The 24573-nt window shown below is 53.3% G+C and carries 25 protein-coding genes, 3 tRNA genes and 1 pseudogene; 7 read left to right on the top strand and 22 right to left on the bottom strand.

The window, feature by feature from the left end:
- Positions 1–99 precede the first annotated feature (99 nt).
- From ACETPC_RS22370 to ACETPC_RS22330, 9 genes and pseudogenes are all read right to left on the bottom strand, one after another.
- Positions 100–951: a hypothetical protein gene (locus tag ACETPC_RS22370; protein ID WP_380184665.1), complete on the bottom strand. Its 852-nt coding sequence runs from the start codon at positions 949–951 to the stop codon at positions 100–102.
- Positions 952–1174: 223 nt separating this feature from the next.
- Positions 1175–1882, bottom strand: coding sequence for a hypothetical protein (locus ACETPC_RS22365; protein WP_380184664.1), 708 nt, complete (start codon positions 1880–1882; stop codon positions 1175–1177).
- Positions 1883–2039: 157 nt separating this feature from the next.
- Entirely contained in the window at positions 2040–2612 is a 573-nt protein-coding gene (locus ACETPC_RS22360) for a hypothetical protein (protein WP_380184663.1), read from the bottom strand.
- Positions 2613–2813: 201 nt separating this feature from the next.
- Positions 2814–3215, bottom strand: a complete 402-nt coding sequence (locus ACETPC_RS22355) for a lysozyme inhibitor LprI family protein (RefSeq protein ID WP_380184662.1) — start codon at positions 3213–3215, stop codon at positions 2814–2816.
- 129 nt (positions 3216–3344) lie between these two features.
- Positions 3345–3743 (bottom strand): lysozyme inhibitor LprI family protein, encoded by a 399-nt coding sequence (locus tag ACETPC_RS22350; protein WP_380184661.1) that lies wholly within the window; start codon positions 3741–3743, stop codon positions 3345–3347.
- A 90-nt stretch (positions 3744–3833) separates the two neighbouring features.
- Positions 3834–3953 (bottom strand): annotated as a pseudogene (locus tag ACETPC_RS22345) (IS3 family transposase); the annotation flags it as partial.
- Between the two features lie 144 nt (positions 3954–4097).
- Positions 4098–4823, bottom strand: a complete 726-nt coding sequence (locus tag ACETPC_RS22340) for a hypothetical protein (protein WP_380184660.1) — start codon at positions 4821–4823, stop codon at positions 4098–4100.
- 18 nt (positions 4824–4841) lie between these two features.
- A complete protein-coding gene (locus ACETPC_RS22335; protein WP_380184659.1) occupies positions 4842–5273 on the bottom strand; it encodes a DUF5675 family protein in 432 nt (143 codons plus the stop codon).
- A 62-nt stretch (positions 5274–5335) separates the two neighbouring features.
- Positions 5336–5818, bottom strand: coding sequence for an Hcp family type VI secretion system effector (locus ACETPC_RS22330; RefSeq protein ID WP_380184658.1), 483 nt, complete (start codon positions 5816–5818; stop codon positions 5336–5338).
- Positions 5819–6082: 264 nt separating this feature from the next.
- Between ACETPC_RS22330 and ACETPC_RS22325 the strand changes: the two genes are divergently transcribed.
- Positions 6083–6295: a hypothetical protein gene (locus ACETPC_RS22325; protein WP_380184657.1), complete on the top strand. Its 213-nt coding sequence runs from the start codon at positions 6083–6085 to the stop codon at positions 6293–6295.
- 227 nt (positions 6296–6522) lie between these two features.
- Here ACETPC_RS22325 and tssC read toward each other — a convergent pair whose 3' ends face one another.
- The 12 genes from tssC to ACETPC_RS22265 all read right to left on the bottom strand — a co-directional run bounded on the left by tssC (position 6523) and on the right by ACETPC_RS22265 (position 19927).
- On the bottom strand, positions 6523–8016 hold the full coding sequence (tssC, locus tag ACETPC_RS22320) for a type VI secretion system contractile sheath large subunit (RefSeq protein WP_380184656.1): 1494 nt from the start codon (positions 8014–8016) through the stop codon (positions 6523–6525).
- On the bottom strand, positions 8016–8540 hold the full coding sequence (tssB, locus tag ACETPC_RS22315; RefSeq protein ID WP_380184655.1) for a type VI secretion system contractile sheath small subunit: 525 nt from the start codon (positions 8538–8540) through the stop codon (positions 8016–8018). Before tssB ends, tssC begins: the two co-directional genes overlap by 1 nt.
- A gap of 52 nt (positions 8541–8592) precedes the next feature.
- Positions 8593–9600 carry a type VI secretion system protein TssA gene (gene tssA, locus ACETPC_RS22310; protein ID WP_380184654.1) on the bottom strand — a complete coding sequence of 336 codons (1008 nt, stop codon included), beginning with the start codon at positions 9598–9600 and terminating at the stop codon, positions 8593–8595.
- Between the two features lie 9 nt (positions 9601–9609).
- A complete protein-coding gene (gene tagF / locus ACETPC_RS22305) occupies positions 9610–10302 on the bottom strand; it encodes a type VI secretion system-associated protein TagF (protein ID WP_380184653.1) in 693 nt (230 codons plus the stop codon).
- Positions 10303–10316: 14 nt separating this feature from the next.
- Positions 10317–13916, bottom strand: coding sequence for a type VI secretion system membrane subunit TssM (tssM, locus tag ACETPC_RS22300; RefSeq protein WP_380184652.1), 3600 nt, complete (start codon positions 13914–13916; stop codon positions 10317–10319).
- A gap of 3 nt (positions 13917–13919) precedes the next feature.
- On the bottom strand, positions 13920–15152 hold the full coding sequence (locus tag ACETPC_RS22295; RefSeq protein ID WP_380184651.1) for a DotU family type VI secretion system protein: 1233 nt from the start codon (positions 15150–15152) through the stop codon (positions 13920–13922).
- Positions 15153–15169: 17 nt separating this feature from the next.
- On the bottom strand, positions 15170–16510 hold the full coding sequence (gene tssK, locus ACETPC_RS22290) for a type VI secretion system baseplate subunit TssK (protein ID WP_380184650.1): 1341 nt from the start codon (positions 16508–16510) through the stop codon (positions 15170–15172).
- Positions 16511–16534: 24 nt separating this feature from the next.
- The gene (gene tssJ / locus ACETPC_RS22285) at positions 16535–17026 is read right to left on the bottom strand and encodes a type VI secretion system lipoprotein TssJ (protein WP_380184649.1); all 492 of its coding nucleotides are present in this window, start codon (positions 17024–17026) and stop codon (positions 16535–16537) included.
- Between the two features lie 13 nt (positions 17027–17039).
- The gene (locus ACETPC_RS22280) at positions 17040–17549 is read right to left on the bottom strand and encodes an SH3 domain-containing protein (RefSeq protein ID WP_380184648.1); all 510 of its coding nucleotides are present in this window, start codon (positions 17547–17549) and stop codon (positions 17040–17042) included.
- An 865-nt stretch (positions 17550–18414) separates the two neighbouring features.
- The gene (yjjG, locus tag ACETPC_RS22275) at positions 18415–19095 is read right to left on the bottom strand and encodes a pyrimidine 5'-nucleotidase (RefSeq protein ID WP_380184678.1); all 681 of its coding nucleotides are present in this window, start codon (positions 19093–19095) and stop codon (positions 18415–18417) included.
- Positions 19096–19104: 9 nt separating this feature from the next.
- Entirely contained in the window at positions 19105–19545 is a 441-nt protein-coding gene (gene rimI / locus ACETPC_RS22270; protein WP_380184647.1) for a ribosomal protein S18-alanine N-acetyltransferase, read from the bottom strand.
- Positions 19508–19927, bottom strand: coding sequence for a DNA polymerase III subunit psi (locus tag ACETPC_RS22265; RefSeq protein ID WP_380184646.1), 420 nt, complete (start codon positions 19925–19927; stop codon positions 19508–19510). The genes rimI and ACETPC_RS22265 overlap by 38 nt, the downstream gene beginning before the upstream one ends.
- Before the next feature lie 106 nt (positions 19928–20033).
- Between ACETPC_RS22265 and rsmC the strand changes: the two genes are divergently transcribed.
- The 4 genes from rsmC to ACETPC_RS22245 all read left to right on the top strand — a co-directional run bounded on the left by rsmC (position 20034) and on the right by ACETPC_RS22245 (position 21586).
- Complete coding sequence (rsmC, locus tag ACETPC_RS22260) at positions 20034–21068, top strand: 16S rRNA (guanine(1207)-N(2))-methyltransferase RsmC (RefSeq protein ID WP_380184645.1); 1035 nt, start codon at positions 20034–20036, stop codon at positions 21066–21068.
- Positions 21069–21260: 192 nt separating this feature from the next.
- Positions 21261–21347, top strand: a tRNA-Leu gene (locus ACETPC_RS22255).
- 31 nt (positions 21348–21378) lie between these two features.
- Positions 21379–21465 (top strand) — tRNA-Leu (locus ACETPC_RS22250).
- A gap of 34 nt (positions 21466–21499) precedes the next feature.
- Positions 21500–21586: transfer RNA gene (locus ACETPC_RS22245), tRNA-Leu, on the top strand.
- Between the two features lie 159 nt (positions 21587–21745).
- Here ACETPC_RS22245 and ACETPC_RS22240 read toward each other — a convergent pair.
- Positions 21746–22030 carry a DUF1435 domain-containing protein gene (locus tag ACETPC_RS22240; protein WP_380184677.1) on the bottom strand — a complete coding sequence of 95 codons (285 nt, stop codon included), beginning with the start codon at positions 22028–22030 and terminating at the stop codon, positions 21746–21748.
- A gap of 244 nt (positions 22031–22274) precedes the next feature.
- Between ACETPC_RS22240 and ACETPC_RS22235 the strand changes: the two genes are divergently transcribed.
- Positions 22275–23360: a GGDEF domain-containing protein gene (locus ACETPC_RS22235; protein WP_380184644.1), complete on the top strand. Its 1086-nt coding sequence runs from the start codon at positions 22275–22277 to the stop codon at positions 23358–23360.
- A gap of 410 nt (positions 23361–23770) precedes the next feature.
- Positions 23771–24556, top strand: a complete 786-nt coding sequence (gene fhuF, locus ACETPC_RS22230; protein ID WP_380184643.1) for a siderophore-iron reductase FhuF — start codon at positions 23771–23773, stop codon at positions 24554–24556.
- Positions 24557–24573 lie beyond the last annotated feature (17 nt).

Genomic DNA, 24573 nt, shown 5'->3' with positions numbered 1-24573 from the left:
TTCGGCATTCGGGCCGCGCCGGCAAGGTTTACCGGCGGGAGTTGAAACTTAATGCTGTCGGCAAAGCCTGCCGACAGCCGTATAACCAGGGTGTTTTTATCAGCGCATCTTGCCCTGCACGCTGTCGATAACCTGTTTCCCTTTAAAAATTTCCATCGTCCAGCTGGCAAAATCGTTGTTAATAAACGAGTAGCTGTAGTTATTATTTTCGAAAACATAACCGCGAAAATCGCATACGTCCGGGCAATTAATATTGATGGTTTTGCCTTGCAGTAAAATGCTGTTGCCGCTGAGCTTGCTTCTGGAATCCAGGGTTACGTCATCGCAGCTGAGGTTCCCTTCTTCGCACCAACGGGTAATCCTTGCCGTATATTTTTTGCTATCGAAAATGCTTACCGTACCGGGATGCGCGGCGTAAAAAAGGCGAATTTTTGGCACGCTGTCTATATCGGCGCTATTGACTCTTTTTGTCAGCGCATTATCCACGACAAAGGCATGAGCCTGCGGATCGTAAGCCAGCACCACTGCTACCAGCGAGGTTTGTACCAGCGTTGTCGCGGTATAAATCACCGCAATTTTTAGTTCACCGTCGTCCTTCTGCGAAATCACACCGATGCTGGTGACATCTTCACAGGCTTCGCCTTTAAACTGCCCAAAGCCAATAGTTGGCGTCAGGTTTGCCAGGGTTTTGCCATCGCGCGACCAGCCAATAAAGCAGGCGTTCATATCGACTCGCAGCAGACCTTTGCCCGGCACCAGCACGCCCAGCGGCTGGCCTTTATCCCTTACGGCAAAGGTCTGCTGACCGAAAGGCTCTGCGCCAGCGATATCCAGCGACTGCGCTTTTGCGGCAAGCGACGGCGCAAAAACATCGGCATCTACTGCTGCCAAATGAGGGCTGGCGACGGCAAGTTGAGAAAATAAGGCAAGTGAAAGTAAAACGCGTTTCATGCTGGTTTCCGGTGAAGAAATAATTAGGGCGAAATCAGCCTTAAGGCCTGTTTTTAAGCAGTGTGCTGCGCTGCGTTCACATTGGTTAATACCAGTTGGTAAGTGCTGATTTGCGGATATAACCGCGCCGATCGCTCATACTATCTGGCTTACCTGCGTCATAAACGGCGACGTACAGCCATTCGGCATCAATGGTTCTGATTTTTATTACTGAGGTTTCAGACTATTTTGCTGGCTGCAAAAGCGTAAAGTTGCCTTCTACCAGATCGTCTTTATCGCTGATCATTTCTTTGGTTTTTTGATCGACATAAACACTGAATAAGCGGTGCTGGGTTTCTGGATCGCCCGGGCAATCGCCGCCGTGTTTTTCCACTATCTCGATCAAATCCAGTCCGGGTTCGGCATCTTTGGTTAGCCGATAATTAACGCAGGCTGCGTCGGGGGCCAGCTTGCGTGCCTTAATCACCTCTTCTACCTGCAACAGCGAGCTGTCTTCTACTGGTGGTTGTTCTGGGCTACTGTTTGCGTATTGCTGATAGAGTCGCCTGAGGCTGCCAAGCGTGCTCACGCCCTGCGAGGCGATTTTTTCCGTTAGCGCCTGCTCCAGCGTCAGCTTCTGTTGCTGTTTATCTACGGCGAAAATCACGGATTCCATTAATGAGGCGTTAGGCGACTGCGCCCTATAGATAACCCCGATGATGACTTGTTCCGCTTCCTCTGGCGACAAAACGCCTACGGCTACCGTTCCGTTACAGGTTTCAGCTTCCCAACGATCTTTTCCTACGGTCGGGATCGTTACAGCGAAATTATCCGCTACCGTCGCCCAACCGATAAGGCAGATGCCGGTGTCCTGCTCGCTAAAGCCCTGCCCGCTAATAAAAGTGCCGATTTTCTTCTCATCGGCATAGAGCTCAAAGCTTTGCTTAGCCACCGGAGCCGCATTACTAATGCCCGTTTTTTCTCCGGCTTCATAAAAGGACTTTTGATAAGGGCCAGTATCGGCTGGTTTTAGAACGGTATTTGCGAAGGTAAAAAAAGGCGCGCATAAAGCAAAGAGTAAAACTGTGCGTTTCATTTTATATTATTTTTCATTTGTTGTTGCTGATTAGTCTTTGGTATTCTTTGCGCATAGCAACAAGGTCTTCAATATAAGAGTTTTGGAAGCGCTCAGTAGTATTTTTATCGTAAAAAATACTTTCACCATCTTTTATACCTAAAATTACATAGTCTTGCGAATACTGACCGCGGACATTAATCTTATAAATAACAGCAATCTTTATATTTTTATCATCTGATCGAGAAATAATACCAACAGCCTGAACTTTATCACAGTCCACAGTTTCCCAATCATCAGCCCCCATCGTTTGCATAAAGAATGCATTTGGACGATGATCCGCTGACCATCCAATAAAACAAACAGGATGCACATCTCGCAACCAGCCTTTTCCCTGAACCAGGATACCAATATTTTTATTATCGTTTATAATATTAAATTTTTGCTTATCATCGATGTTAACGTCAGCTAATCCTGCTTTTTCAGCCTTCTTAATTATAGAGATGTAACCGCTATCTGAATCAGGATATTTAAGCGTTGTTCCAGCAATAGAAAAAGTGCTGCTTATTGAAAGCGCTATCCCAACTAATAAATTTATATATTTCATAACAGCCATTAATTAACGATATAATACATAATTTTAGTTGTTTGCCATCTGCATATCATATTTGTATTTATAAAGTCGCTATTGATATCCCTGCCAGCGCGACTTATGTGCCTGTGCCACAGGAAATTACCTGCGAAAATGTTATTATCATCCACACTAATAGTATTGGCGAAAAGCAATCCCATCGAAATTCAATCTTAATCAATCATAAGGGATTTCTTTGAGCTCTTTGCTTCTTTGCTCATCCAGCTTTGCAATGCAATTATTGGTAAATACCGCATAAGGGTTACTAATTTCTGCAGCGACATGTGCAAACATTTTGCACTGATTATCACGATACTTTAACCAGCCACGCTGAGCCTCTAAAAACACAGGAAGATAGGCTTTCTTTACTTCTGGCTCGTCAGAGAATGTGGTCTCAAGACGTTTTTTTGCCTCTGAATATTCTTTATTTAACTCTTTTTCGGCTACAGCGCGGTTATTTTCAGCACAGGTAAAGACCTCCGAATCACTGCTTTTTTTTGAGCAGTCATCCATAGCCAGGGCAGCTCCACTCAATAAAAACAAGCCAATCGCTGCAACAGCTAACACTTTCTTTTCCATATTATTTGCCCATTATCGGTCTTTTCTCGAATTTACCATTTCCCTTTAATGTCTTCAATATATCAGGTATCTTCAAGTATTCATTTTTCTGAAAAAATTAGTAAATAAATTTTATCTTATCCCCTACTGTCAATAGGGAACTTTTTTCAGATTTTCAGAACGGTCGTTATCAAGCCTTGCTATACATTCATTATTTGCGATAGCGTTAGCGGATGTACCTTCTTCGGCAGCAAAGGCTTCAAGTTTACACTGAGCATCTCTGTACTTTAACCAGCCTCTCTGTCCATCAAGCAGAACGGAAAAATATTGCTTACCTAATTCTTCCTGTGTTCTGTATGCATGTTGAACAGTTTTCTTTGCTTCAGAAAATTGTTTATTCAACAAAACTTCTGCCTCATCCTTTTTCTGAGCGGAGCATTCCAAAATGTCCCGTTCGGCTTGAGGATTATGGCATATATCTTCAGCTAAAGATGCATTTGCAAAAGGTAATAAAAGTGCAAATAAAGTAGAAGCGACTATTTTTTTCATAAAACCCCTTACGAACGATTTTACGGAGAAAGTTTACCCGGGGTTTTCCTGACTCATACGCCTTCATAACTGCGAATTTAAAATATAGTTGCGTATGCGACGAGTCAGGGCGCGATCGTCCCACCAGCTACGATAGGGGTAAACAGTGCGGCTTTGCATCATCAGGTGCCACCCGCGCCGGACGCTAATGCAGTATGCGGCGCGAAAATATATGATTTTTTTGCCAAATTTAGATATTTATAATATTTTTATTAGCACCTTTATTTTACATCAATTATTTAAAACCTTAAGACAATCATTAGAAATGATATAATTTTTTAAACCCCATTTTACAGCGAAAATGGGGCTTTTACATTAGTTAGCCACATCTAAATCGTTAATTTTGATATAACCTTCAGTATGGGATCGAGAATCTGGCTGAGAAGCATCGTACAGAGCAACCTTTACCCATTGGCTATCAATAGTTTTAATTTTAACCAGGGGTTGAGAAACTGGTTCACTAAGGACATTCTTGCTTGATTCTAACGGCTCAGATTTGAGAAAAACATTTTCGTGCCCCTCTTTAATCGTGAACATAACCGAATATGGTTCGGGATCACAACCTGACTTTTCTTCCATCTTCTTTATGTCATAATTATTTACTGATGATGCTACAAAGCTATTAAATTTCGCATACAGCTTTTTGTTATTACATTCAGCGATAACTTTTACGTCAGAAATAACCAAGCTACCAGCTTGCTCAGTATGTCCTTCTTTGAATTTGAAAAACTCTTCAGGAGTATTTTTAAAGTTACTCTTAATGAACTTTTCGGCTTTAGTTACCTCGAAAAAGTCTTTTACTTCATTTTTTTTCTTTTCATCATATAAAAAATATGTTTTTTTGTTTTCGCCATCGGTTTCGAAAAAACGCATCATTATAAGCGGAGGTTTAGCCTGCCCTGCATCACTCCACTGCGGAAACCAATAGGCTTGTAAGACTCCTGTAATTTTTTTTTGGTTATTAGCTAAAGCAGCAGCGCTAAAAACGAGGGTATACAGGGAAAATAAAGTAACAAAAAAAAACGTAATCTTTCTATTCATAGCTTTCTCCTCAAAGAGCTACTGATATTGGGAACTTATTATAACTTTATAATTCTCAATACCATTTTTTTGCAAAAATGCCTTTAATTCTTTCAGTTTATTGACACTATTCCCTACAAAATCAACAGATTTTGAGCCACCAATCAAAAGACACCCATCAGTATGTTTTGGTTGATTGCCGTTATGTATTAACACATAACGCGTTACAGGAACAGCAGAATTATATAATAATGGTAATGGGCTAAACTCTTTAATTGAACCTTTACCCGTTGCATGCCATTTAAGACTATAAGTTCCTTCCGGTATTCTTAGCCTTTTATTAGGTGTTGTCGTATCAGGCCCGGGTCTCTCCAGCATATATCCGGAAATTTTTGTTCCCGGGATATTATAGCGAGAGATAGTTGAAAGTTCAGTTTGCCATATTCTTTTAACCAGAATTTGTCCTGCCATTAGTAAATCCTTTATTCACAAATAATACAATCCCCTCCAGGAGGGGATTGCAATTACATTTATTAAGCTTCTTTATTCTCTTTGATATTCCAGCCAGCGCTGCTTTCTGCGCCTTTACCGCCGGAAGAGCTCTGCTCCCAGTACTGCTGCTTCACTTTAGAAGCCTGGAAAGAGTAGCTCATGCCTACGGTGTCGCCGTTGTCTGCGCCAACATACTGCACGTTGGTTACCAGCACGTCTTCCAGCGTAATGCGGGAGTACTCAACCTGAGAACCGCCAGCCTTACAAACAGACAGCTCCACTTTGGCAATGTGCTTGCCGCTTGCGCAGTTCTTCAGCAGCGCGGTAGTGGACTTGTCGATCAGCGCTTCAACGTGCAAATCGTTGAAGTTAACTTTACCGGCACCGCCGCCGCCGCCAACGGACATGTTGCCCGGCTGAGAAGCGCCCCAGGAGAAAGAAGTAATATCGGTCCAGCCGGTGTGGTTAGAGTCTTTGGACTCGCCGGTTACACCGTCAACCTTCATAAACATATCAATAGCCATTATTTTCTACTCTTTATTGATTTAACATTTTGCTTTTAACAAAGCAGCGACAGACAAAAGGGAAAAAAAGACAATTCCCTTTTGCCTCTTTCCCGACGATCTTTTTTCAGACCAATCAGAAATTCATAGATCCGTTATACGGATCCTGATCCTTTTACCCATAACAAAATCTTGCGCGGACAAAGAATGCGTTTACATAAATACGGATGGAATATAAATTAGAGCAAGCCACGCTTATTAATTAATCAGGAAAACAGTACTTTAATGAGCACAATATTATTGTCATTATTTAATATTGTTCTGCTGATTGTTGTTGCCTACGGGCTGCGCGAGCTTTTCAGCGGTATCTGGCTTGTGGCTCGTTATGAACATTTTGATCTCCGTACTATCAGCCTGTTCACCGCAAAAGCGCTTTTTATTGCGCTCTGCATCGGCCTCTATTTTTTAATCAAAAGGGCAGCCAAAAGATTTGGCTGACCTCAGACTAATGAACCTGAAGCGATGGAGGGCCTGTGGCTGGAGCAAAGCATTACGAGCCATGGACGGCCCGTACTGAGCTGCCATGGAAGGCGCTTTTTGCGTCTTTGCGGAAGACACAGGCCCTCCTGAGCCTGCACCGGCATACTTTGCCATCAACCACAGAGCAGCCAAAAAATTTGGCTGACCTTTTTTATAACATTCCGCATTGGCTAAAACGGGGGCCCTTAAGCGTCGTCGCTTTTTAGCGAAGGCAGCTTGGAAACCAGGCGCAGCGATACGGTCAGGCCTTCCAGCTGATAGTGCGGGCGCAGGAAGAATTTCGCAGCGTAATAGCCTGGGTTATCTTCCAGCTCTTCCACCAGCACTTCGGCAGAGGCCAGCGGCTTACGGGATTTGGTTTCCTGCGAGGAGTTGGCCGGATCGCCATCCACGTAGTTCATTACCCAGTCGTTCAGCCAGCGTTCCATCTCTTCACGCTCGCGGAAGGAACCGATCTTGTCGCGCACGATGCACTTCAGGTAGTGCGCAAAGCGGCAGCAGGCAAACAGATACGGCAGGCGCGCGGCCAGACGTGCGTTGGCGGTTGCGTCCGGATCGTGATACTCGGTCGGCTTTTGCAGCGACTGCGCGCCGATAAAGGCGGCGAAGTCAGAGTTTTTGCGGTGTACCAGCGGCATAAAGCCATTTTTCGCCAGCTCGGCCTCGCGGCGGTCGCTGATGGCGATTTCGGTCGGGCATTTCATATCCACGCCGCCGTCATCGCTTGGGAAAGTATGGCAAGGCAGGTTTTCCACCGCGCCGCCGGACTCCACACCGCGAATCGACGTACACCAGCCGAACTCTTTAAAGGAGCGGTTAATGTTGGCGGCCATCGCGTAGGCGGCGTTCGCCCAGGTGTAGTTGCTGTGGTTCGCGCCTTCGGTCTCTTCTTCAAAGTCGAAGCTGTCCACCGGATTGCTGCGAATGCCGTAAGGCAGACGCGACAGGAAGCGCGGCATCACCAGGCCCAGGTAGCGCGCATCTTCCGATTCGCGCAGGCTGCGCCAGGCGGCGTATTCGCTGTTCTGGAAGATTTTGGTCAGGTCGCGCGGGTTGGCCAGCTCCTGCCAGGATTCCATCTGCATCACTTCCGGTGCGGTGCCGGTAATAAATGGGCAGTGCGAAGCCGCACCGATACGCGCCATCTCGCCCAGCAGCTCCACGTCCTGCGGGCTGTGATCGAAGTAGTAATCGCCTACCAGGCAGCCGAACGGCTCGCCGCCGAACTGGCCATACTCTTCTTCATAGATTTTTTTGAAGATCGGGCTTTGATCCCAGCCGACGCCTTTATAGCGCTTCAGGGTGCGGCCCAGTTCTTTCTTGGAGATGCTCATAAAGCGGATTTTCAGCATCTCGTCGGTTTCGGTGTTGTTTACCAGATGGCTCAGCCCGCGCCAGGCGCCTTCCAGCTGCTGGAAATCTTCATGATGGATAATCTGGTTGACCTGCTTTGACAGCTTTTCGTCAATCTCGGCGATCAGCGCCTGGATAGTGCGATAGGCATCGTCAGAAGCGGTAACGGTGTTTTCCAGCGCCTGCTGCGCCAGGGTTTTTACCGCGCTTTCTACTGCCGTACGGGCGGAGTCGGTTTTAGGACGAAACTCTTTGTTCAGCAGCGAGCTGAACTCGTCCTGGCTCCAGGCCTGCTGCTGGCTCTGCTGCTCAAACTGATTGCTCATCAGGCATCTCCTTCTTTAGCCGCGTCATCCTGCTTTGGCAGATGGCTCAGCGACTTCAGCAGCGTAGGATCCTGCAGGATTTTAGCGATCAGCTCTTCCGCGCCGTTTTTCCCGTCCATATAGGTCAGCAGGTTAGAAAGCTGGGTACGCGCGTCCAGCAGCTTGCTCAGCGGCTCAACGTTGCGCGCCACGGCATCCGGCGAGAAATCTTCCATGCTGTTAAAGGTCAGGTCGATATTAAGGTTGCCTTCGCCGGTCAGGGTGTTCTGCGCCTGGAAAGCCACACGCGGCTTCAGCGCCTTCATGCGCTCGTCGAAGTTATCGACGTCGATATCCATAAATTTGCGCTCGTCGACCGGTGGCAGATTATCTACCGGCTTGCCGACCAGATCGGCCATTACGCCCATCACGAAAGGCAGTTCAATTTTGCGTTCTGCGCCGTAGATCTCCACGTCATACTCAATCTGTACGCGCGGCGCGCGGTTACGGGCGATGAATTTCTGCCCGCTGGATTTACCTGACATAATGTTCTCCAAAGGTAGGCGTGAGTAAAGTTGAGGCTGCGCGCAACAAGGCTTAGTCGCGGCGGCCGAAAATGTTTTCCAGCTGATGCACGCCGTCCGGCGCGAGGTCGCGGATAATGCTCATAAAATCCAGTTCGATCATGCGCTGTACGCGGTCGATCATCAGCGGTGCCGGATGGCTTGGCTCATGCTGCACAAAATACTGCTTTACCTTTTCCAGCATCAGCTGCGCATCGGCGCGGGTTTGCGGCTGCACGCTGCGCCAGTCGGTTTGCGCCGTTCTGGCTGGCGGTGCAGCGGGCGCGCTTGCGGCCTCTTCGCCGGGTGCTTCCGGCAGCAGCGTACTGAGGTCGGTCATTTCACAGGCCTGCGCTACGGTATTAACCATTTTCAGCAGCTGTTCCATTTCCGGCACGCCGCTTTCGCCAAGGTGCTCGCTCAGGGTTTCAGGGATGGTTTGCAACCGCTCACTTATGCTGAGGATAGCGGTAATGCCCGGCTGTTCGCCGCGAGCCAGCTCGTCCATCAGCCTCGCACGGCCGCCCGGAAACTCTTCGCACTCGCTTTTGCTGCCATCCAGCAGCGCACAGGCATCGCGTAGCGAAAGCTGGTCTGCGGCGTGACGCAGCAGCAGCGACTGACGCAAAGCGGTAGTAAGCGCTGACTTATCGCTTAAGGCAGCCAGCGCGTTGATGCGGTAAAAAGGGTCGTAGTCGCCGTCTTCGCTCAGCACCGGCCACAGCGGCTCCCAATAGAGCAGCAGCGACTGCTTGACCAGTTGCAGGCCATCGGCGTAGCCACTCAGGCCGCGCAGATGTGTCCAGGCCTGGGTCAGCGCCAGCATCACGCGCAGATCTTTAGTGCGCGTCAGCAGGCCGCTCGCCAGCTTCTCGACTTTGTTCCAGTCTGCTGGTTCGGCAGGAATAATGGTGTCGCCGAACTGCTGTTCCGCTTTGCCCGCGCTGGCCTGTTCCATCGCCATATAGTCGGCGTCATATTCAAGGTTTTCCCCGCATGGCCGATCGTTGCTAATCGGGGCGAGTAGCTCATCAAGATTCATGGCTTTTCCTTATTCAAACATCGGCGGATAAAGGCCCTGTCGTCCCGGCTTCGCGCCAGCGGCCGGATCGAACAGCATTGAGAACAGCTGGCCGGTAAAATTGCCGCTGTGGACATGGGTATAAAGCGGCTGGCCATCGGCCTGGTTCGTCCACCAGAAGCTGGTGTAGTGCTGCGGATCGAAGCAGTCTGATACCCGCCGCCAGCTCAGCGTGGAAGGCCTTTCCTGGTAGCCTATCGCCTCCAGTATTTCCGACTGGCGTTGCTCTACCTGCGGCAGAGGCAGCGCCAGCAGCGCGTTGTCCAGCTGCGCTGCGGGCCAGCTTTCACGCACGGCGTTCAGCAGGATGCGGCCAAGCTGCTGATACCAGGCGCCCGCCATTGCCAGCTGCGGCTGCGCCCAGCTCTGCGGCGTAAAGGTGGTCAGCGCGCAGAGCGGATAAAGCCGTCCAACGTTATCGCGGGAAGGCAGCAGGCAGCCCATCTGGATCTGCTGGCTGCCCAGCATCGGCGGCACTACAAAGTTCCAGACCGGTGCATCGGCAAACTGCCGCTCGCCTTCGGTGTTTTCCTGGCGGTGCAGCAGGCCGACCTGAAACCAGTTCGACCACTGCGACAGCAGCGCGTCCGTAAAACGGCGCTTTAAAAAATCGCCGCCGCTCGGCAGTTTTCCGTACCAGCAGGGTGCGGGCGTCTGGCTCATGTTGTTATCTCTGGTCATGGGCAGGCGAAACCGGGCAGCTGGAACGGGTTGCGAATGCTGTTCGGCGTAAATTCCAGCGTCACATGGTGGCCGCTGACGTTAAAAGAGGCCTGGCGGCTGAGGCTGCTGCCGCCCGCAGAGAGCTGCGCGCGATCGAAGAAGCGGTTCAGCGCCCAGGCACCGTTGGTGACCAGCGTCGCCGTGGTGCCGTTGGCTAAGCCAAGCTGCATGCGCACCTGGTTAGTGCCGCCGGGGCCAGGCCAGTTCATTAGCTGTACCGCCTGTGGGCCGTGACTGTACTGCAATAGCTGGCCGTCCACGTCGAGCGTCATGGTCAGGATGTCGTTATCCATCTGGCCGGTACGCACCGTTACCCGATAAGAAGGCGTGGTCGCGCCGTTAGCGAAAAAGGCATCGCGGATGCTTTGCGCCTGCTGGAAAGGCCGCAGCACGCTTTCGCCGCCCGGCAGCGATTTGCCGTCAATACCCGGCATAAAGCGCCAGCTTGCCTGGGTGGTATCTACCTTGTTCGCCAGGTTGTCGCGGAAGAAGCTGTCCATCAGGCCGCTGCCTGGCGCGAACATCCGCGCCAGATCGTCCGGCGTAACCTCTGCACGGGCGGAATGCGTCAGCGGATAGCGTCCGGCAATCGCCTGGCGGCAGAAGCTGCCAACCTCGACGTTAATGCGCTTGCGGATGTTTTCCATATCGCGGCGCTGCGTATCGCTGCTGGCACCCACTGCCATGCTGGTAAACATATTCTGCAACGAGCCCGGCAGGCGGCCTGCGCTGGCCTGCAAACGGCTAATCGCTTCGCCTGCCGGCGGCGGCATGCCGCTATTGGCCGCATCCTGCACGGCGGTAAGGTAGCGATAAAGGTCGTCTATCTGATGCAGGAAGTCGTCAAACGCGATGGTCTTGCCGCCCTTTTCCAGCGGCTGTGCCAGTTCGGTAATAGGCGCAAAGTGAGCGGTCACTGACTGTTCCGGCGTTTGCTGTTGCTGGCTGGCAGCCGTTGCCGCCTGGCGAGAGTGGAACAGTGCCTCCAGCGTGCTGCTGGCGCTTTCTTTATCCGCTTCGCCCTGTTTCTGCGCTTCCGGCGCGGCCTTATCCAGCACCAGGTAGTGGCTAAGGTTAATCACCAGCTTGCGCAGCGGCGAGTTGTTGCCGGAAAGCAAACGCGCCGCGTTGACCCGCTGCGAGAGATCCGCGCTGTTGTTGAGCTGGATATCCTGTAGCAGGCCATCCCACTGGCGCATGTAGTCGCTCATATAGAGCTGGCGCACCGCATAGTCGGTCTGCTGGCGATTCTCATCCTGTGCTGCGCCGCCCAATACCCACTGGTCGTCGTCATGCAGCGACTGGGTTACGGCGGCAATGCTTTTATCGAAGCGGTTCCAGTAGCCTTCTGGCGTAAACAGGCCCGGAATGCCTTCGCTAATCGACTTACCGCTTTTACGGGAAAACACCAGCTCGCTTTGCGGGCCGCCCAGCATAGCCAGCGAAACCGGCTTCAGTTCGTCGTCTCTTTCCAGCAGGCGTCTGAGTCGGCCATAAACCCGCCCGGAGCGCGGCATCTGGTTAATCAGCGCCTGCTCGCGCTTTACCAGCGCGTCGTCCTTAGCGTAAGGCGAAGCCTGAATCTGCGTCTCCAGCAGCTGCGCCAGATGCCAGTCGAGCTGTTTGATCTGCGCCTGGGTTACGTTCTGCGGCTGGTTGCGCGCAATATTCAGCATTACCCACGCATGCAGGAACTTGCCGTCGTAATGCTTTGGCTGATACAGCATCTGGTAGGCTTTCAGCGCCTCGTAGCTGTAGTCAGCATCGCTGCCGTTATCGTTGCGCAGCCAGGTAGTAATGAGCTGCGCCACCTGCGGCATAACCAGCTGCTTCAGCGATTTCTGATAGAGCGCCTGAGTAGCATCGCTGACTTCTTCGCCGCGATAGAGGCCCATACGGCGGGTAATGGGCGGATGGTTCAGATCGAAATCTTTGCTGTCCGGCAGGTGCAGCACGCCGTTCAGATAAGGCAGCAGCGAGTAAAGATCGGCGCTTTGTAAATCCTGGCCGAGCGCCGTGACCTGCGGCACCTTAGCCTGTACTTCCGCCAGCCAGGCTTTATTGTTGCGGTAGCTGGCGCTCCACAGCAGTGCGGCAATAATCAGCGCGCCCAGCAGCAGCACATAGCCCGACCAGAGCACCGCGCGGTTGCGCAGTTCCCACCAGCGGTTGCTGCCCGCCAGGCCCGCTTCCTGGAAGATCACGTTTTGCAGCAGGTCTTTCAGGAAGAAGCTTTGCCCTTTGTTGCCGGGAACAGGCGCGGCTTTATCCACTTTGTTCCAGGCACCGCTGTTACCCTTTTCAGACGGCGACAGCTGAAGCGTACGGCTCAGTTCGCCCATAACCCGATCGAACGGCAGCCCTTCCTGAGTGCCACTGGCGAAGTAAATACCGCGCGGCGAGAACTGGGTTTCGAAATTGGAGCGGCTGAATACCGTTTCCAGATAGTCAGCCAGCTGCGCCCGCAGCGCCGCGAATTCCTGTGGGAAAAGGTAGCTTTCCGCGCGGGTCTGGGCATCGCTTTCCTGCATCAGCGTATCCGGCAAACCGGCGTCCAGCCGCTGCTGTAACAGCGCATATTCCTGAGTAAAGGCGCTGAGCAGATCGAAATCTGCCTGCTTCGCCTGCTCCCAGGGAAAGGTAAAGCCCCAGACCTGGTCGCGCTGCGCCTTGTCGAACTTGCTGAAATAAGCGCGGAAGCCCTTCAGCAGGTCGGTTTTGGTTACCAGCACGTACACCGGAAAACGGATGCCAAGCTGTTCATGCAGCTCCATCAGCCGCTGGCGCAGCGCCAGCGCCTGCTGACGCGAGGCCTCTGCCGACTGGGTTAGCAGATCGGAGACGCTGACGGTGACGATCACGCCGTTGACCGGCTGACGGCCACGATATTTACGCAGCAGCCCGATAAACTTATTCCACTCACCGGCATCCTGCTGCTGCTCGCTCTCCTGCGTGGTGTAGCGGCCCGCCGTATCCAGTAGCACCGCCTCGTTGGTGAACCACCAGTCACAGTTGCGCGTACCGCCGATGCCGCGCAGCGCGGCTTTGCCAAAACGATCCGCCAGCGGGAATTGCAGGCCAGAGTTGACCAGCGCGGTGGTTTTACCTGCGCCGGGCGCGCCGATAATTACGTACCAGGGTAGCTGATAAAGGTACTGACGGCTGAAACGCTGCGTCCAGCGGCGGTTGCCCGCGCGGCTAAAGTGCGCTTTTTTCAGCAGCTCGGCGGCTTCGGTAAAGCGCTCTGCCAGCACCCGATCTTCACTTGTCAGGCGTTTGACGTTCGGGTCGTTCTCGTCCGGCGTCGTGTTAAGGCTGCTCATCAGCTTGCGGTTTAGCCAGGCGTTATAAAGGCGCGGCACCACGTTGCTCAGGCCCCAGGCGATATAGAGCAGCGCGATACTGATCTGGCGGTTGACCTCTGGCTCCAGCGGCCGCGAGTCCACAATCGAAAACACCGGGCCGATCACCCAGATAATGAACGACAGCGCGGTGATGCCGATAAAGCCCCACATCAGCCGGTTGGTCATAATGGCAAACAGAATATTCATCATCCGTTAATTTCCTTGCTGCGACGTCAGTTCCGCCCGGGTGTTTTCGGGCGAGACCAGCAGCGTGATATCGACGCGGCGGTTGCGCGCGCGGTTGGCTGCGGTAGTGTTCGGCACCAGCGGATTAGTTTCGCCGCGCCCTTCCGCCTTCACACGTGCGGGCTGGCTCAGCGTTTGCTGAAGCCGTTCCTGCACCGACTTTGCCCTTGCCAGCGAAAGCTCATAGTTAGAGGCGAAGCGGGCGCTGCGGATCGGCACGTTGTCGCTGTAGCCGATAACCAGGATGCGGCCGCTGACGTTGTTCATCGCCTGCGCGACGCGATCCAGCACTTCTTCATAGCGGCCGCGTACGGCGGTAGAGCCTGAAGTAAAGAGGCCGTCGCCTTTTAGCGTTACCACGCTCTGATCCGCCTCGTCTTTTACCGAAACCAGCCCCTGGTCAATCTCCGGCTTCAGGAAGGCTTTCAGGTTCAGCGCGGCGGGCGCGGGCGGCGCAGGATTGTGAATGGTCACTTCCGGCAGCGGCGTCTGGTAGACCGACGCCAGCACCGGGCTGGTGGCATCGCTTAGCCGCCAGTTCAGCAGGATATAGAGCAGACAGGCCAGGAAACCCACCAACGCGGCGCAGGCCCACAGCGGCACTATTGGCCGCCACAGCTTACGCGCGACCGGGTGATCTTCAGGATGCAGCGAAAGCGGTGGCGGATAGCCGCCGCGCACGGAGCGGATCATCTGCAGCAAACGGCTTTTGATTGTTTCCAGCTGCGAACGGCCATTGTCCAGCACGCGGTAGCGGCCTTCGAAGCCTAGCTGCAGGCAGTAGTTAATCAGCTCCAGCAGCACAATCTGTTCGCGCGGGTTCTGCGACAGTTTTGCCAGCAGCTGAAAAAATTTCTCGCCGCCCCAGGTTTCGTTGTGAAAGGTCACCAGCAGTCCCTGGCCAGGCCAGGCGGCGCTACCCCACGGCGTCAGCGCTGCCGCTTCGTCGATAGCGGTGCAAAGGCAGTAGCGCGCGCCAATGATCACCTCGTAAGGCAGCCCGGCGCGCTGGCTGTGCATTTCAAACTGGCGGATTTCATCAATCAGACGCTGGCGCAGCCCGGCAGGATCGGCATGGGTGGCCGAATGACGGATCTGCGGTATGGCGTTCAGTAGAGGATTCGCCGCCGCCACCAGCGGGTTAGCGCTGCTGGCGCCGGAGAAGATGTCGCCCTGCGCGGCGGCCTGTCGTTGCTGCATATCTCTTGCTCCTGCCCTCAGGCGGAATGACTACGAATGGCCCAGAACTCCATCGCCAGTCCGGGGAACTCGCCGGCCAGGTGAAGCGCGAAGGCGCCGGATTTTTCCATCTCCTGCCAAAGCTCGCTGCCCTTATCCAGCTCGAAATAGCTGTAGCCAGCGTGCCAGGGGATCTGCGGCGGCGCGACCGAAAGCGGACGCAGACCCATGCCGGGCAGCTGGAGCTGCACCAGATCGCGGATTTTCGTGACCGGCGCGACTTTCATCTGGGCCGGGAAGTGCGTCAGCAGCGTCTCCGCCGGGACGCTGGCGCGAACCGCCAGCACGAAGCCAAACTCGCGCACCATTGAGGTTGCCGGTAGTGTCGCCACGTTCAGGCCATGCGAGCGCTCGGCCAGCGGTAGCTGCACCGCGTTATCTTCCAGCACCTGCGACAGTCCCTGACGCAGCATCAGCATTAATTTGCCAAAGCAGCGGGCCAGATCGTCATGGTCATAAACCGGCAGCGCTTCGTCCGGGTAGCGCTGCGGCGTGTAGGTCGCCAGCTCGCAGGCAAAGGCCAGCCAGGTCGAGAAAAGCTGTTCGGGATGCAGCAGCGGCAGGTTTTTCAGGTGGCTGACGTGGCCCAGATGGTGATTCACCAGCGCCAGCAGCATAAAGTCGACCATATCGGCAGTGTTAAAACGACCCGGCTGCTGTAGCCGCTGGCCGATCTGCTGGCTGCGCTGCTGCAGCAGGCCAGGCATATCATTGAGATAATCGTAGAGCTGCGGGCTGGCGCTGCAGTTGAGCATTGGCGGAATATAGCCGCTCTCAAGCTGCACCTGATTGCTGCGCTTTTCTTTGATTTTCACCACGGCCATCGCCGTCCATTCGGCAGTCAGCTCGCTTTCCAGCATCAGCCGCAGACGGAGCTGGCCAAACTGCACGACCGCAGGGCTTACCGACAGCGCGTTGCAGTCGTCTACTTCCCGCTCGAAAGTGACGTAGCGCGCCAGCGAATCAGTGGTTTCGCTGAAAATCACCTCTTCGCGGCCGTTGCGCCGTGCGGGCAGCGCCAGCACCACTTTTTCGCTGCCCTGGCTGTCCGCTATAGCCAGCGGCGGCGGGCCATTTTTACCATCGCGAAACGAAAAGAAAGTACCGTCGGGCAGCAGGCCGCTGGCCGAGCTGAGCGCGATTTTCCCCTGGCGCAGCATAGCGTCGTCTATTTCGCAGTCCAGAAAGCCCCACATCCAGGCACGCTGGGCTTGTCCCCACTGATTCAGCAGGCTCTGCTGATAGCTTTCCGCCTGCTGGAAATGATGCGGCCGCAGGAACATGCCTTCGGTCCAGACCACTTTTTCTGCTTTGTTCATAAGGCTTCCGTTTTCAGGCTGGCATCAATGACTGACGGCAAGGATCCCGCTGTCGTTGACGATGAGAGAGCCCTGCAGGAGGTCATCCGTCTGCCGCCAAACCGCAGCGGCGTCGCCGCTGGACAACGGCAGCGCCAGACGCCATTTTTTGCCGTCGAGCGACTGGTATTCTGCAAGAATGCCGATATAGCGAGCTTCGGCGGGTAAAACTCCACGCAGGGTGTTCGGGCTTTTTTCGGGCATCAGAAAGAGTTGTTCGCTGTCCAGCAATGCGCTGCCCAACAGGGCGGCGGTTTTGGTTTGCAGCGAATAAAAATCGGCGGACATGAAATCGGCGTCAGACCGGAGCAGGAAAACGCGAACCTTAAGCGGCGCGCCGTTATTGACCTGCGAAGGGTGCTGAAACGCCAGGCTGTAGTGAGAAGGTACGCTGTGCGAAGTGCAGCCTGTCAGCACGCTGAATGCCATCAGGAAAAGCGCCTGAAGGCTCAGGCGCAAAAAGTTTCTGTTCATCATGTAGGCCGCTGGATCAGTCGATCACCCAGGTTCCGCTGTTGCTGTTCTGGCAGGCTTTGCTGTCGCCATCAACCGCGACGCAGGTTTTTTTGGCCGGCGCGCGAACGCGTTTGCGACGGGAATCGGCTTTGATTGTTTTATCGTAGAGATCGCTTTTGACTACCGCGCGCAGTGGTACATAGCCGATCAGCTGTTCTTCGCCTTGCTCTGCAATAGCGAACCAGTTGTTCTCTACCGAGCCCAGCACGGTGTAGGGCTTGCCGTTTTCCAGATGGCTTACCAGCTTGCCGCCGAAGTCAGGACGCGTCATAACCGAAGCGCCATACAGCGCGCGGTACTCTTCACCGATCGGCGTGAAGGTAAGCGGCGGCTGGACAGCATGACGGTAAGTGAGCTTCACGCCGTCAACGGTGCTTGAAACAAGGGTATCGTCCGTCATCGGCGGCGGCGGCGCCTTACAACCCGCTACCGTCAGAACAAAAAGCAGACTGAGTGCAATTTGAATTTTCACCAGGATCCTCATGATTTTTCATTGAAAAAAGGGGTTGCCGCAGCTTGGCTAAACGGGCGCATTCCGCAGTCTGCTATTGGCTGGCCGCGCCAGCCTGAAACACGGGACTTACTCAACGCGCTTACCGCATCCGTTAACAGAGCGGAAAGGATTATTTAACCCGCCAGCCGACCTGAAAGCCGCTGCGCGGCCGGCTAATTATTAAGCGCGGCAGCGCAGTTGTAGCATTTTACACGCCTGCTGATCCGACCACCAGCGTGCTTATTCTGGAAAAACAAACATTTTAATTGGCAAAACGGCGCCTGACGCGCATAAAAAACAGGCAATAATGAAATGTTTTTTTCAGATTTTCTTTATGGATTAACCGTGGGTATTATGCGGGTAATTTGGCTTAATGCCTGTAAACACGGCATAATTCGCGTATTACTTATCGCCATAGCTACCGCACGAGCCTGTGCTGTTGCACCTGCCCGCTCAGAATGTAAGCGTTAACGAAAAAATTTTTCGGCAAGTTTACAGAGTCCTTCCAATTATTCAACGCTGCGCCTTTTACGGCAAAAACGTTAGCTTTGCTTATGTTAAAAAAATAATCAAAATTTGGCCTGCCAGGCGCGTTTTTTCTGCCGGGCATCCTGTTTTGCTGACGATTTGTTAACCTTCAGATTGCAATTAGTTACTAAAAATCTAATTTGAAATAACTAAATATTATATAGGCGCATTCAGGACTGGCACTGAACTTTGGTATAGTCAGGCGAAGTAATTTTGCGGGGAGAATAAAAAGAAGAATGCACTGCGAAAAAGCGTAAAGTTACGATTTTCGCAGGCAAAACGGCTGATAAAGGCAGGCGTAAAGTTTTTTTAACCAGAAAAGCCAAACTTAAGCGTTCAGAATCTCTTCCAGTTTTTGCAGGCTGGAAACCTGCCAGGTCGGCTCAATGCCCTCAGGAAGCGCACGGTTATCCGCATTTAGCCAGCAGGTTGCCAGCCCGGCACGTATGCCACCCAGGATATCCGAATCGGGATTGTCGCCAACCATCATCACCCGCTCTCTGGAAGGGTTGCCCATTTTTTCCAGCGCATAATCAAAAATAGCCGGATGCGGCTTGGCGTGGCCAACCTGTTCGGAGATCACCAGCAGGTCGAAATAGTCCAGGAAGCCGGTGCGCTCCAGGCGAATCTGCTGCAGAGCGGTAAAGCCGTTGGTAATGATGCCCATTTTTACTTTGCCTTTCAGGCTGTTGAGCAGGTTTACCGCGCCAGCCAGCGGCACGCAAATTTCAGCCATCGCGTTCAGAAAACCGCTGTTAAGGTCGTGTGGCGTGACCTTTAACCTGTCGGCCCAGCCCTGAAAACGCTGGTGCTGCAACTGTAGTGCAGTGATAGCGCCGTTTTGGTATTCCACCCACAGCGGCTTGTTGACGGACTGATATTGGTGATAGTCATCCTGCGAGAAAACAACGTCATACTGCTGGAAAAGACGCTGTAACCCCGCATAGGCATCAAAGTGAAACAGCGTGTCGTCAGCATCAAACAAAATCCAGTCCCACTCTGTAAGCATCATTGCCCCTTAAATAGTTAGCGCCATGATGATGGCGTCTTCTTTCCCCTCGGCGGTGGGATAGTAGTTACGGCGTACCGAAACCTCGTTGAAATCGAGCTGCTGGTAAAGCGCGATGGCAGCCTGATTTGAGGCGCGAACTTCCAGCCACAGCGTAAGCACGCCGCGCTGTTCCAGTTCTTTGATCAGGTGTTGTAACAGCGCACGGCCCAGGCCGCGCCGCTGGAAAGCGGGATCGACCGCAAGGTTAAACAGCGTAGCCTCATCCAGCACTATTTGCGTGATGGCGAAGGCCGCCATTTCCGTGCCGACATCCAGCCGGTAGTTCAGATAGCGTTCGCCCTGGTTGCTGGCAAAGGTTTTTTCACTCCAGGGAAAAGCGTGGCTGCGCTGCTCAATGGCAAAAGCGCGCTCAAGATCCTGCGGCGTCAGTAAAGAAATCGGATTCATAGTGGGTTATCTGCTGCCAGAGCGCGCGTTTGGCTTCGGCATTGTTGTAAAGCTCCGCCAGCATCGGCGAAGCGAGTTGAGCGCCGTTGACCGCAACCGGCGCGGCCAGCCCCAGCCGCCAGCTAATACAGCGGGCGTCAGTGGGCAGCATCGCCAGCTGTTCGGGCGTTAGCGCCATGACTTCATGCTCGCGCATCTGCATCGCGGCCAGCACGTCGCGGATCAAGGGATCGCTTAACGGCGGCGGCGTTTCGGCCACTATCAGCAGCCGCGTCTGCTCCGGCAGCGAGATCGAAACCTCGCCATGCAGGGCGCGCGGACGCCGCAGACTATATTGCGTAATTCCCATCTGCTGTAATAACCAGTCACGTCTGGAAGACATCATTTTTCCCGTCTGGTCGCCCAATTGCGACGCTATGCTAGCAAACCCATCGAATCTGCGCCAACAAACCACTATAATCGCCGCTCTGATTTGTAAGGAGCCACCGATGTCCGCATTTACCCCGGCCAGTGAAGTGATACTGCGCCACAGTGATGAATTTACTCAACGCCGCGTGCTGTTTGCTGGCGATCTGCAGGATGACCTGCCCGCCCAACTGGATACCGCGCTGAGCCGGGTGCATACCCAGCAATATCATCACTGGCAGATCCTTAGCCGCACTATGGGTGATAATGCCTTTTACGGCCTGGTGGCAACGCCGGAAATGGTCGCCGACTGCGACACGCTGATCTACTTCTGGCCCAAGAATAAGCCAGAAGCGCTGTTCCAGCTGGAAAACCTGCTCTCGCTACTGCCGGTCGGCAGCGAACTCTTCATCGTTGGCGAAAACCGCAGCGGCGTACGTAGCGCTACAGAGATAGTAGAAGGCTGGGCGACCCTGAATAAGATCGACAGCGCGCGCCGCTGCGGGCTTTATCATGGCCGTCTGGACGAACAGCCAACGTTCGATGCCAAAGCTTACTGGAAAGATTACGATCTGGGCGAGCTGACCATCAAGACCCTGCCGGGCGTCTTCAGCCGCGATGGCCTGGATGCGGGCAGTAATCTGCTGCTCTCCACGCTGACGCCGCATATGAAAGGCAAAGTGCTGGATGTCGGCTGCGGCGCGGGCGTGCTTTCTGCCATGCTGGCGCGCTTCTCGCCTAAGGTTCGCCTGACGCTGACCGACGTTAACGCCGCAGCGGTGGAAGCCAGTAAAGCCACGCTGGCCGCCAACGAGCTGGAAGGCGAAGTCTTCGCCAGCAACGTCTACTCCGACGTGCAGGGCCGTTTCGATATGATCATTTCTAACCCGCCTTTCCATGACGGCATGCAGACCAGCCTGGATGCGGCGCAGACGCTGATCCGTGGCGCGGCGAAGCATCTGAATATGGGCGGCGAGCTGCGCATTGTCGCCAACGCCTTCCTGCCATACGCGCAGGTGCTGGACGAAACCTTCGGCAGCCACGAGGTCCTGGCGCAAACGGGCCGCTTCAAGGTCTACCGTGCCGTCTGGTCGCGCGCGGCAAAAGCAAAGCGCTAAGGTAAGTCGCTGTTTGTCCCGCGTTCTCTCTGGCGCGGGGCTTTTTCTCCACTGATAGCTGGCCACGTCGGCACAGGATGACGCTTTTTGCAGCGATCGCCACAGCAGCGTTAAATAACTGTTGACGTACCGGGGAAAATCTCTAGAATGCGCCTCCGTGGTTGCAATATAACGTTGTTATGTTGACGGTACGCGAAGGTGGCGGAATTGGTAGACGCGCTAGCTTCAGGTGTTAGTGTCCTTACGGACGTGAGGGTTCAAGTCCCTCTCTTCGCACCAAACCACGTTATTCATATTACGCAGCATCAATGCGAAGGTGGCGGAATTGGTAGACGCGCTAGCTTCAGGTGTTAGTGTTCTTACGGACGTGAGGGTTCAAGTCCCTCTCTTCGCACCAATGCGGTGATATGAGTAAAAAAGTTCAACAGAATGCGAAGGTGGCGGAATTGGTAGACGCGCTAGCTTCAGGTGTTAGTGTTCTTACGGACGTGAGGGTTCAAGTCCCTCTCTTCGCACCACGTTGAACCTCTCTTCTGCTTTTCCTCTGTTCTGTCCCAACTGTTTTATCCTGCTGTTTTCTGGCACATTTCATGCCTTTCAAACTCTTTAATCCTGTATGACTACCAAAAAATCGCCGTCGTTACCCCGATCGCATAGCGGCTGACGCCGCCATTTTTTCACGCCAGGCCGAAATTTAGCGAAAGCGCCGCCATGCCGCCCGCTAAAGCAACACAGGAAGGTAGCAGCAGATAGTGGCGCAGCCTTCTGTGGTACAGCATCACCACCGTAGCGAGCAGAGCGATAACCACCACCAGCCGCCACTGGTTAAAAGAGAGATCCAGTAAAGCAATCAATGGGATAACGGCACAGGGCAGCAGAACGCCCCAGGCGCTGTCCAGTTTTTTGCCCCCTATCCAACTTACTCCCCATAGTCCGCAAGCGGCTATCATGGCTGTCAGCATCGCTTTACCCACGCTGTTGTGAATGATAATGATTACCAATATCATATAAGAACTTTTATCATTTTGCAGCAAGATTTCATCACTCTGTTTTACGCCCGGTGATGACACCAAAGATATTAAGTGTTAAATTACCCGCGCCCTACTATTCTGTATATCCTTATAATAACAACAGCAAATTACTTCCGGCATGGCCGCTTTTTTCGGCCAGGCCCTGTGCTATTCAGGCAGTCATGAGTAGAAAAGAATGAAATTACAAAGCTATAATGAATTGCTTCACAGCAAATATCGGCTTTCGCTGATGCTATTTCTCTTTTTAAACACAGCAGCATCCTTGTTTTATATTTACAGCAGAAAAGAAAGCAGCGATTTACCCGCGCAGATTATCGCGTTACTTAGCGGCATATTATTGCTATGGACGTTTTTGCGTCCTAAAGGGAAATTCCCGCTGTTAAATATCGCAGCGCTGGTAACCGGCCTGCTCTGGGCCTGGCAAATTCTCCGAACATTTGAATTAGTGTTTTATTTTGACAACAGCTTCCTGCTGCTTAGTTTGTTCAGCGCCTTTTTTATTGCGGCCATCGCGCTGAACGACAGCCTGCTGCCGTTTTGCCTGCACACCGCGCCGCCTTCCATCACGGTACTGGTGCTGGATAAAGGGCAGAATACGCTGCTTATCGTCTTCACTATTTTGCTGCCGCTGATCGGTTTTTCGCTGCATAATCTCCTGCAACGCAGACGGGATCGCTTTACCCGCCGCCTGGTCAGCCAGCTTTATGAAGAGAAAGAAGCCTGGAGCGACCTGAGCATGCTCGATCCATTAACCGGCCTCTATAACCGGCGTGGCCTGACGAACCGATTGAAAAATATCTTTGATAATCATGCAGGTAATCATTATGTCCTGCTGCTGGATATCGATCATTTCAAAGCCTACAACGATAATTATGGCCATGCCATGGGCGATCAGGCACTGGCTCGCGTGTCGGTCGCTATCCGCGATGCGGTGCGCTCGCGTGATGTGGTGGTGCGCTACGGCGGCGAGGAGTTTCTGGTGCTGCTGACCAACGTTAACGAAGCTATTGCAATGAAGCTTGCCGAGCGCATTCTTCACTATGTGCACGAGCTGGATATTCCCCATCTTTTCAACGAACGTGTCGCCACCCATGTCACCCTCAGCGCTGGCTTCGCGCCAATAGAAAATAAGGATTTCGACAGCGCGCTGGCCAGCGCCGATCGGGCGCTCTACCTGGCGAAAAGCCGTGGGCGCAATGCTATTTTTTCCTGGCAGGCGCTGGCTCATGGCGATATGACAAAACCGGCAGACGCGCGTTAATAGCCGTGCCGGTTTGTAATCATCAGATCGGCGGGATAAATTTGGCTTATTATCAGCAATAAGCCGGGCGGGCTATTTGCTTTATATTGAGCAAAAACCAAAGATAAGCCGAAAAAGTTTTTTCGGATTTTCTTTAGCTCGCTTTATTGCAAATTGCTGCTATAGCGTTTTTTACTATTCTCCTGCGGACGGATTATTAGCTACAGAAAAAGCACGCTAAAATCAAATTAAGGTAAAGGGGAATTCCTTCGCCTTATTTTACTATTAATGCAAATTAATGCTTTAAAGCACAACGGCGCCTTCAGCCCTCTGGCTGGCATAACATGCTGCTTGTTTGCGCCTCCGGCCTCAGATACAATCAAGAACGATTATCATTTGTTTTCCCACTCTGATTCGCGCTGGATATCGCCATGAGCATGCTCCGTCATCAGGCACTTGAGTCTCCACTGATCTTTATGCAGAGCCATCGTCCGCTGGCCGGTTCGCTGCGCGCGCTTTTTAGCGAACACCGCCCGTACTTCCTGGAGACAATCAGGCTGAACGAAGCGGCTCCCGCTGGCAGCCTGACGCTGCGGGAGTGGTCGCAACCAGAGCATTTTTCACGCCTGAACGAGCTTTACGGCGATTTTATCTATCGCGAACATCGTGAGCAGGAAAGGGAAAACAAGCCGCTACAGTCGCTCTGGGCGCAGTGGTATCTGGGCCTGCTGTTGCCGCCGCTGATGATGGCGCTGCTGCTGGAGAACCGGGCGCTGGACTGCTCGCCGGAGCATATCCACGTCGGGTTTCACGAAACGGGCCGCCCCGCCGCTTTCTGGATCAACGTGCAGGAAGATGAAGAGGCGCGCTATCTCAGCCCGCGCCGCCGTATGGATCGCCTGATCCAGCACTGTCTGATCCCGGTTGTGGCCGGTATTGAGCGGCACGGCGACATCAATGGCAAGCTCATCTGGAGCAATACCGGCTTCGCCGTCTGGTGGTTTCTGGGCGAGCTGGCGCCGCTGCTGGGCGAAAGCCTGCGCGCCGAACTGGAGCATGCCTTTTTCTTTTCCCGCGAGCTTTCCGACGGCGCCGATAACCCTTTCTACCGTACCATGCTGCCAAAAGAGGGCAGCATGCAGCGCCGCACCTGCTGCCAGCGCTATCGCCTGCCTGCCGTAGAGCGCTGCGGCAACTGTACGTTAAAGCCTGTATAACGCCTTATCACGAAAGC

Source organism: Pantoea sp. sgz302252 (assembly GCF_042610525.1).
GTDB lineage: Bacteria > Pseudomonadota > Gammaproteobacteria > Enterobacterales > Enterobacteriaceae > Erwinia.
Note: the sequence above shows the minus strand (reverse complement) of the source record. Positions and strands in the feature narration are given on the sequence as shown.

Bases quoted from the DNA above. Each gene is read 5' to 3' on its own strand.
- ACETPC_RS22325 (WP_380184657.1), top strand. From the start codon at position 6,083: ATGAGCACAATATTATTGTCATTATTTAATATTGTTCTGCTGATTGTT.
- fhuF (WP_380184643.1), top strand. From the start codon at position 23,771: ATGAGCATGCTCCGTCATCAGGCACTTGAGTCTCCACTGATCTTTATG.
- ACETPC_RS22350 (WP_380184661.1), bottom strand. From the start codon at position 3,743: ATGAAAAAAATAGTCGCTTCTACTTTATTTGCACTTTTATTACCTTTT.
- tagF (WP_380184653.1), bottom strand. From the start codon at position 10,302: ATGAGCCAGACGCCCGCACCCTGCTGGTACGGAAAACTGCCGAGCGGC.
- ACETPC_RS22295 (WP_380184651.1), bottom strand. From the start codon at position 15,152: ATGCAGCAACGACAGGCCGCCGCGCAGGGCGACATCTTCTCCGGCGCC.
- ACETPC_RS22240 (WP_380184677.1), bottom strand. From the start codon at position 22,030: ATGCTGACAGCCATGATAGCCGCTTGCGGACTATGGGGAGTAAGTTGG.
- tssK (WP_380184650.1), bottom strand. From the start codon at position 16,510: ATGAACAAAGCAGAAAAAGTGGTCTGGACCGAAGGCATGTTCCTGCGG.
- ACETPC_RS22370 (WP_380184665.1), bottom strand. From the start codon at position 951: ATGAAACGCGTTTTACTTTCACTTGCCTTATTTTCTCAACTTGCCGTC.
- ACETPC_RS22265 (WP_380184646.1), bottom strand. From the start codon at position 19,927: ATGTCTTCCAGACGTGACTGGTTATTACAGCAGATGGGAATTACGCAA.
- tssM (WP_380184652.1), bottom strand. From the start codon at position 13,916: ATGATGAATATTCTGTTTGCCATTATGACCAACCGGCTGATGTGGGGC.
- ACETPC_RS22330 (WP_380184658.1), bottom strand. From the start codon at position 5,818: ATGGCTATTGATATGTTTATGAAGGTTGACGGTGTAACCGGCGAGTCC.
- ACETPC_RS22360 (WP_380184663.1), bottom strand. From the start codon at position 2,612: ATGAAATATATAAATTTATTAGTTGGGATAGCGCTTTCAATAAGCAGC.
- tssJ (WP_380184649.1), bottom strand. From the start codon at position 17,026: ATGATGAACAGAAACTTTTTGCGCCTGAGCCTTCAGGCGCTTTTCCTG.
- yjjG (WP_380184678.1), bottom strand. From the start codon at position 19,095: ATGCTTACAGAGTGGGACTGGATTTTGTTTGATGCTGACGACACGCTG.
- ACETPC_RS22340 (WP_380184660.1), bottom strand. From the start codon at position 4,823: ATGAATAGAAAGATTACGTTTTTTTTTGTTACTTTATTTTCCCTGTAT.
- tssC (WP_380184656.1), bottom strand. From the start codon at position 8,016: ATGAGCAATCAGTTTGAGCAGCAGAGCCAGCAGCAGGCCTGGAGCCAG.
- ACETPC_RS22280 (WP_380184648.1), bottom strand. From the start codon at position 17,549: ATGAGGATCCTGGTGAAAATTCAAATTGCACTCAGTCTGCTTTTTGTT.
- ACETPC_RS22235 (WP_380184644.1), top strand. From the start codon at position 22,275: ATGAAATTACAAAGCTATAATGAATTGCTTCACAGCAAATATCGGCTT.
- ACETPC_RS22335 (WP_380184659.1), bottom strand. From the start codon at position 5,273: ATGGCAGGACAAATTCTGGTTAAAAGAATATGGCAAACTGAACTTTCA.
- rimI (WP_380184647.1), bottom strand. From the start codon at position 19,545: ATGAATCCGATTTCTTTACTGACGCCGCAGGATCTTGAGCGCGCTTTT.
- tssA (WP_380184654.1), bottom strand. From the start codon at position 9,600: ATGAATCTTGATGAGCTACTCGCCCCGATTAGCAACGATCGGCCATGC.
- rsmC (WP_380184645.1), top strand. From the start codon at position 20,034: ATGTCCGCATTTACCCCGGCCAGTGAAGTGATACTGCGCCACAGTGAT.
- ACETPC_RS22355 (WP_380184662.1), bottom strand. From the start codon at position 3,215: ATGGAAAAGAAAGTGTTAGCTGTTGCAGCGATTGGCTTGTTTTTATTG.
- tssB (WP_380184655.1), bottom strand. From the start codon at position 8,540: ATGTCAGGTAAATCCAGCGGGCAGAAATTCATCGCCCGTAACCGCGCG.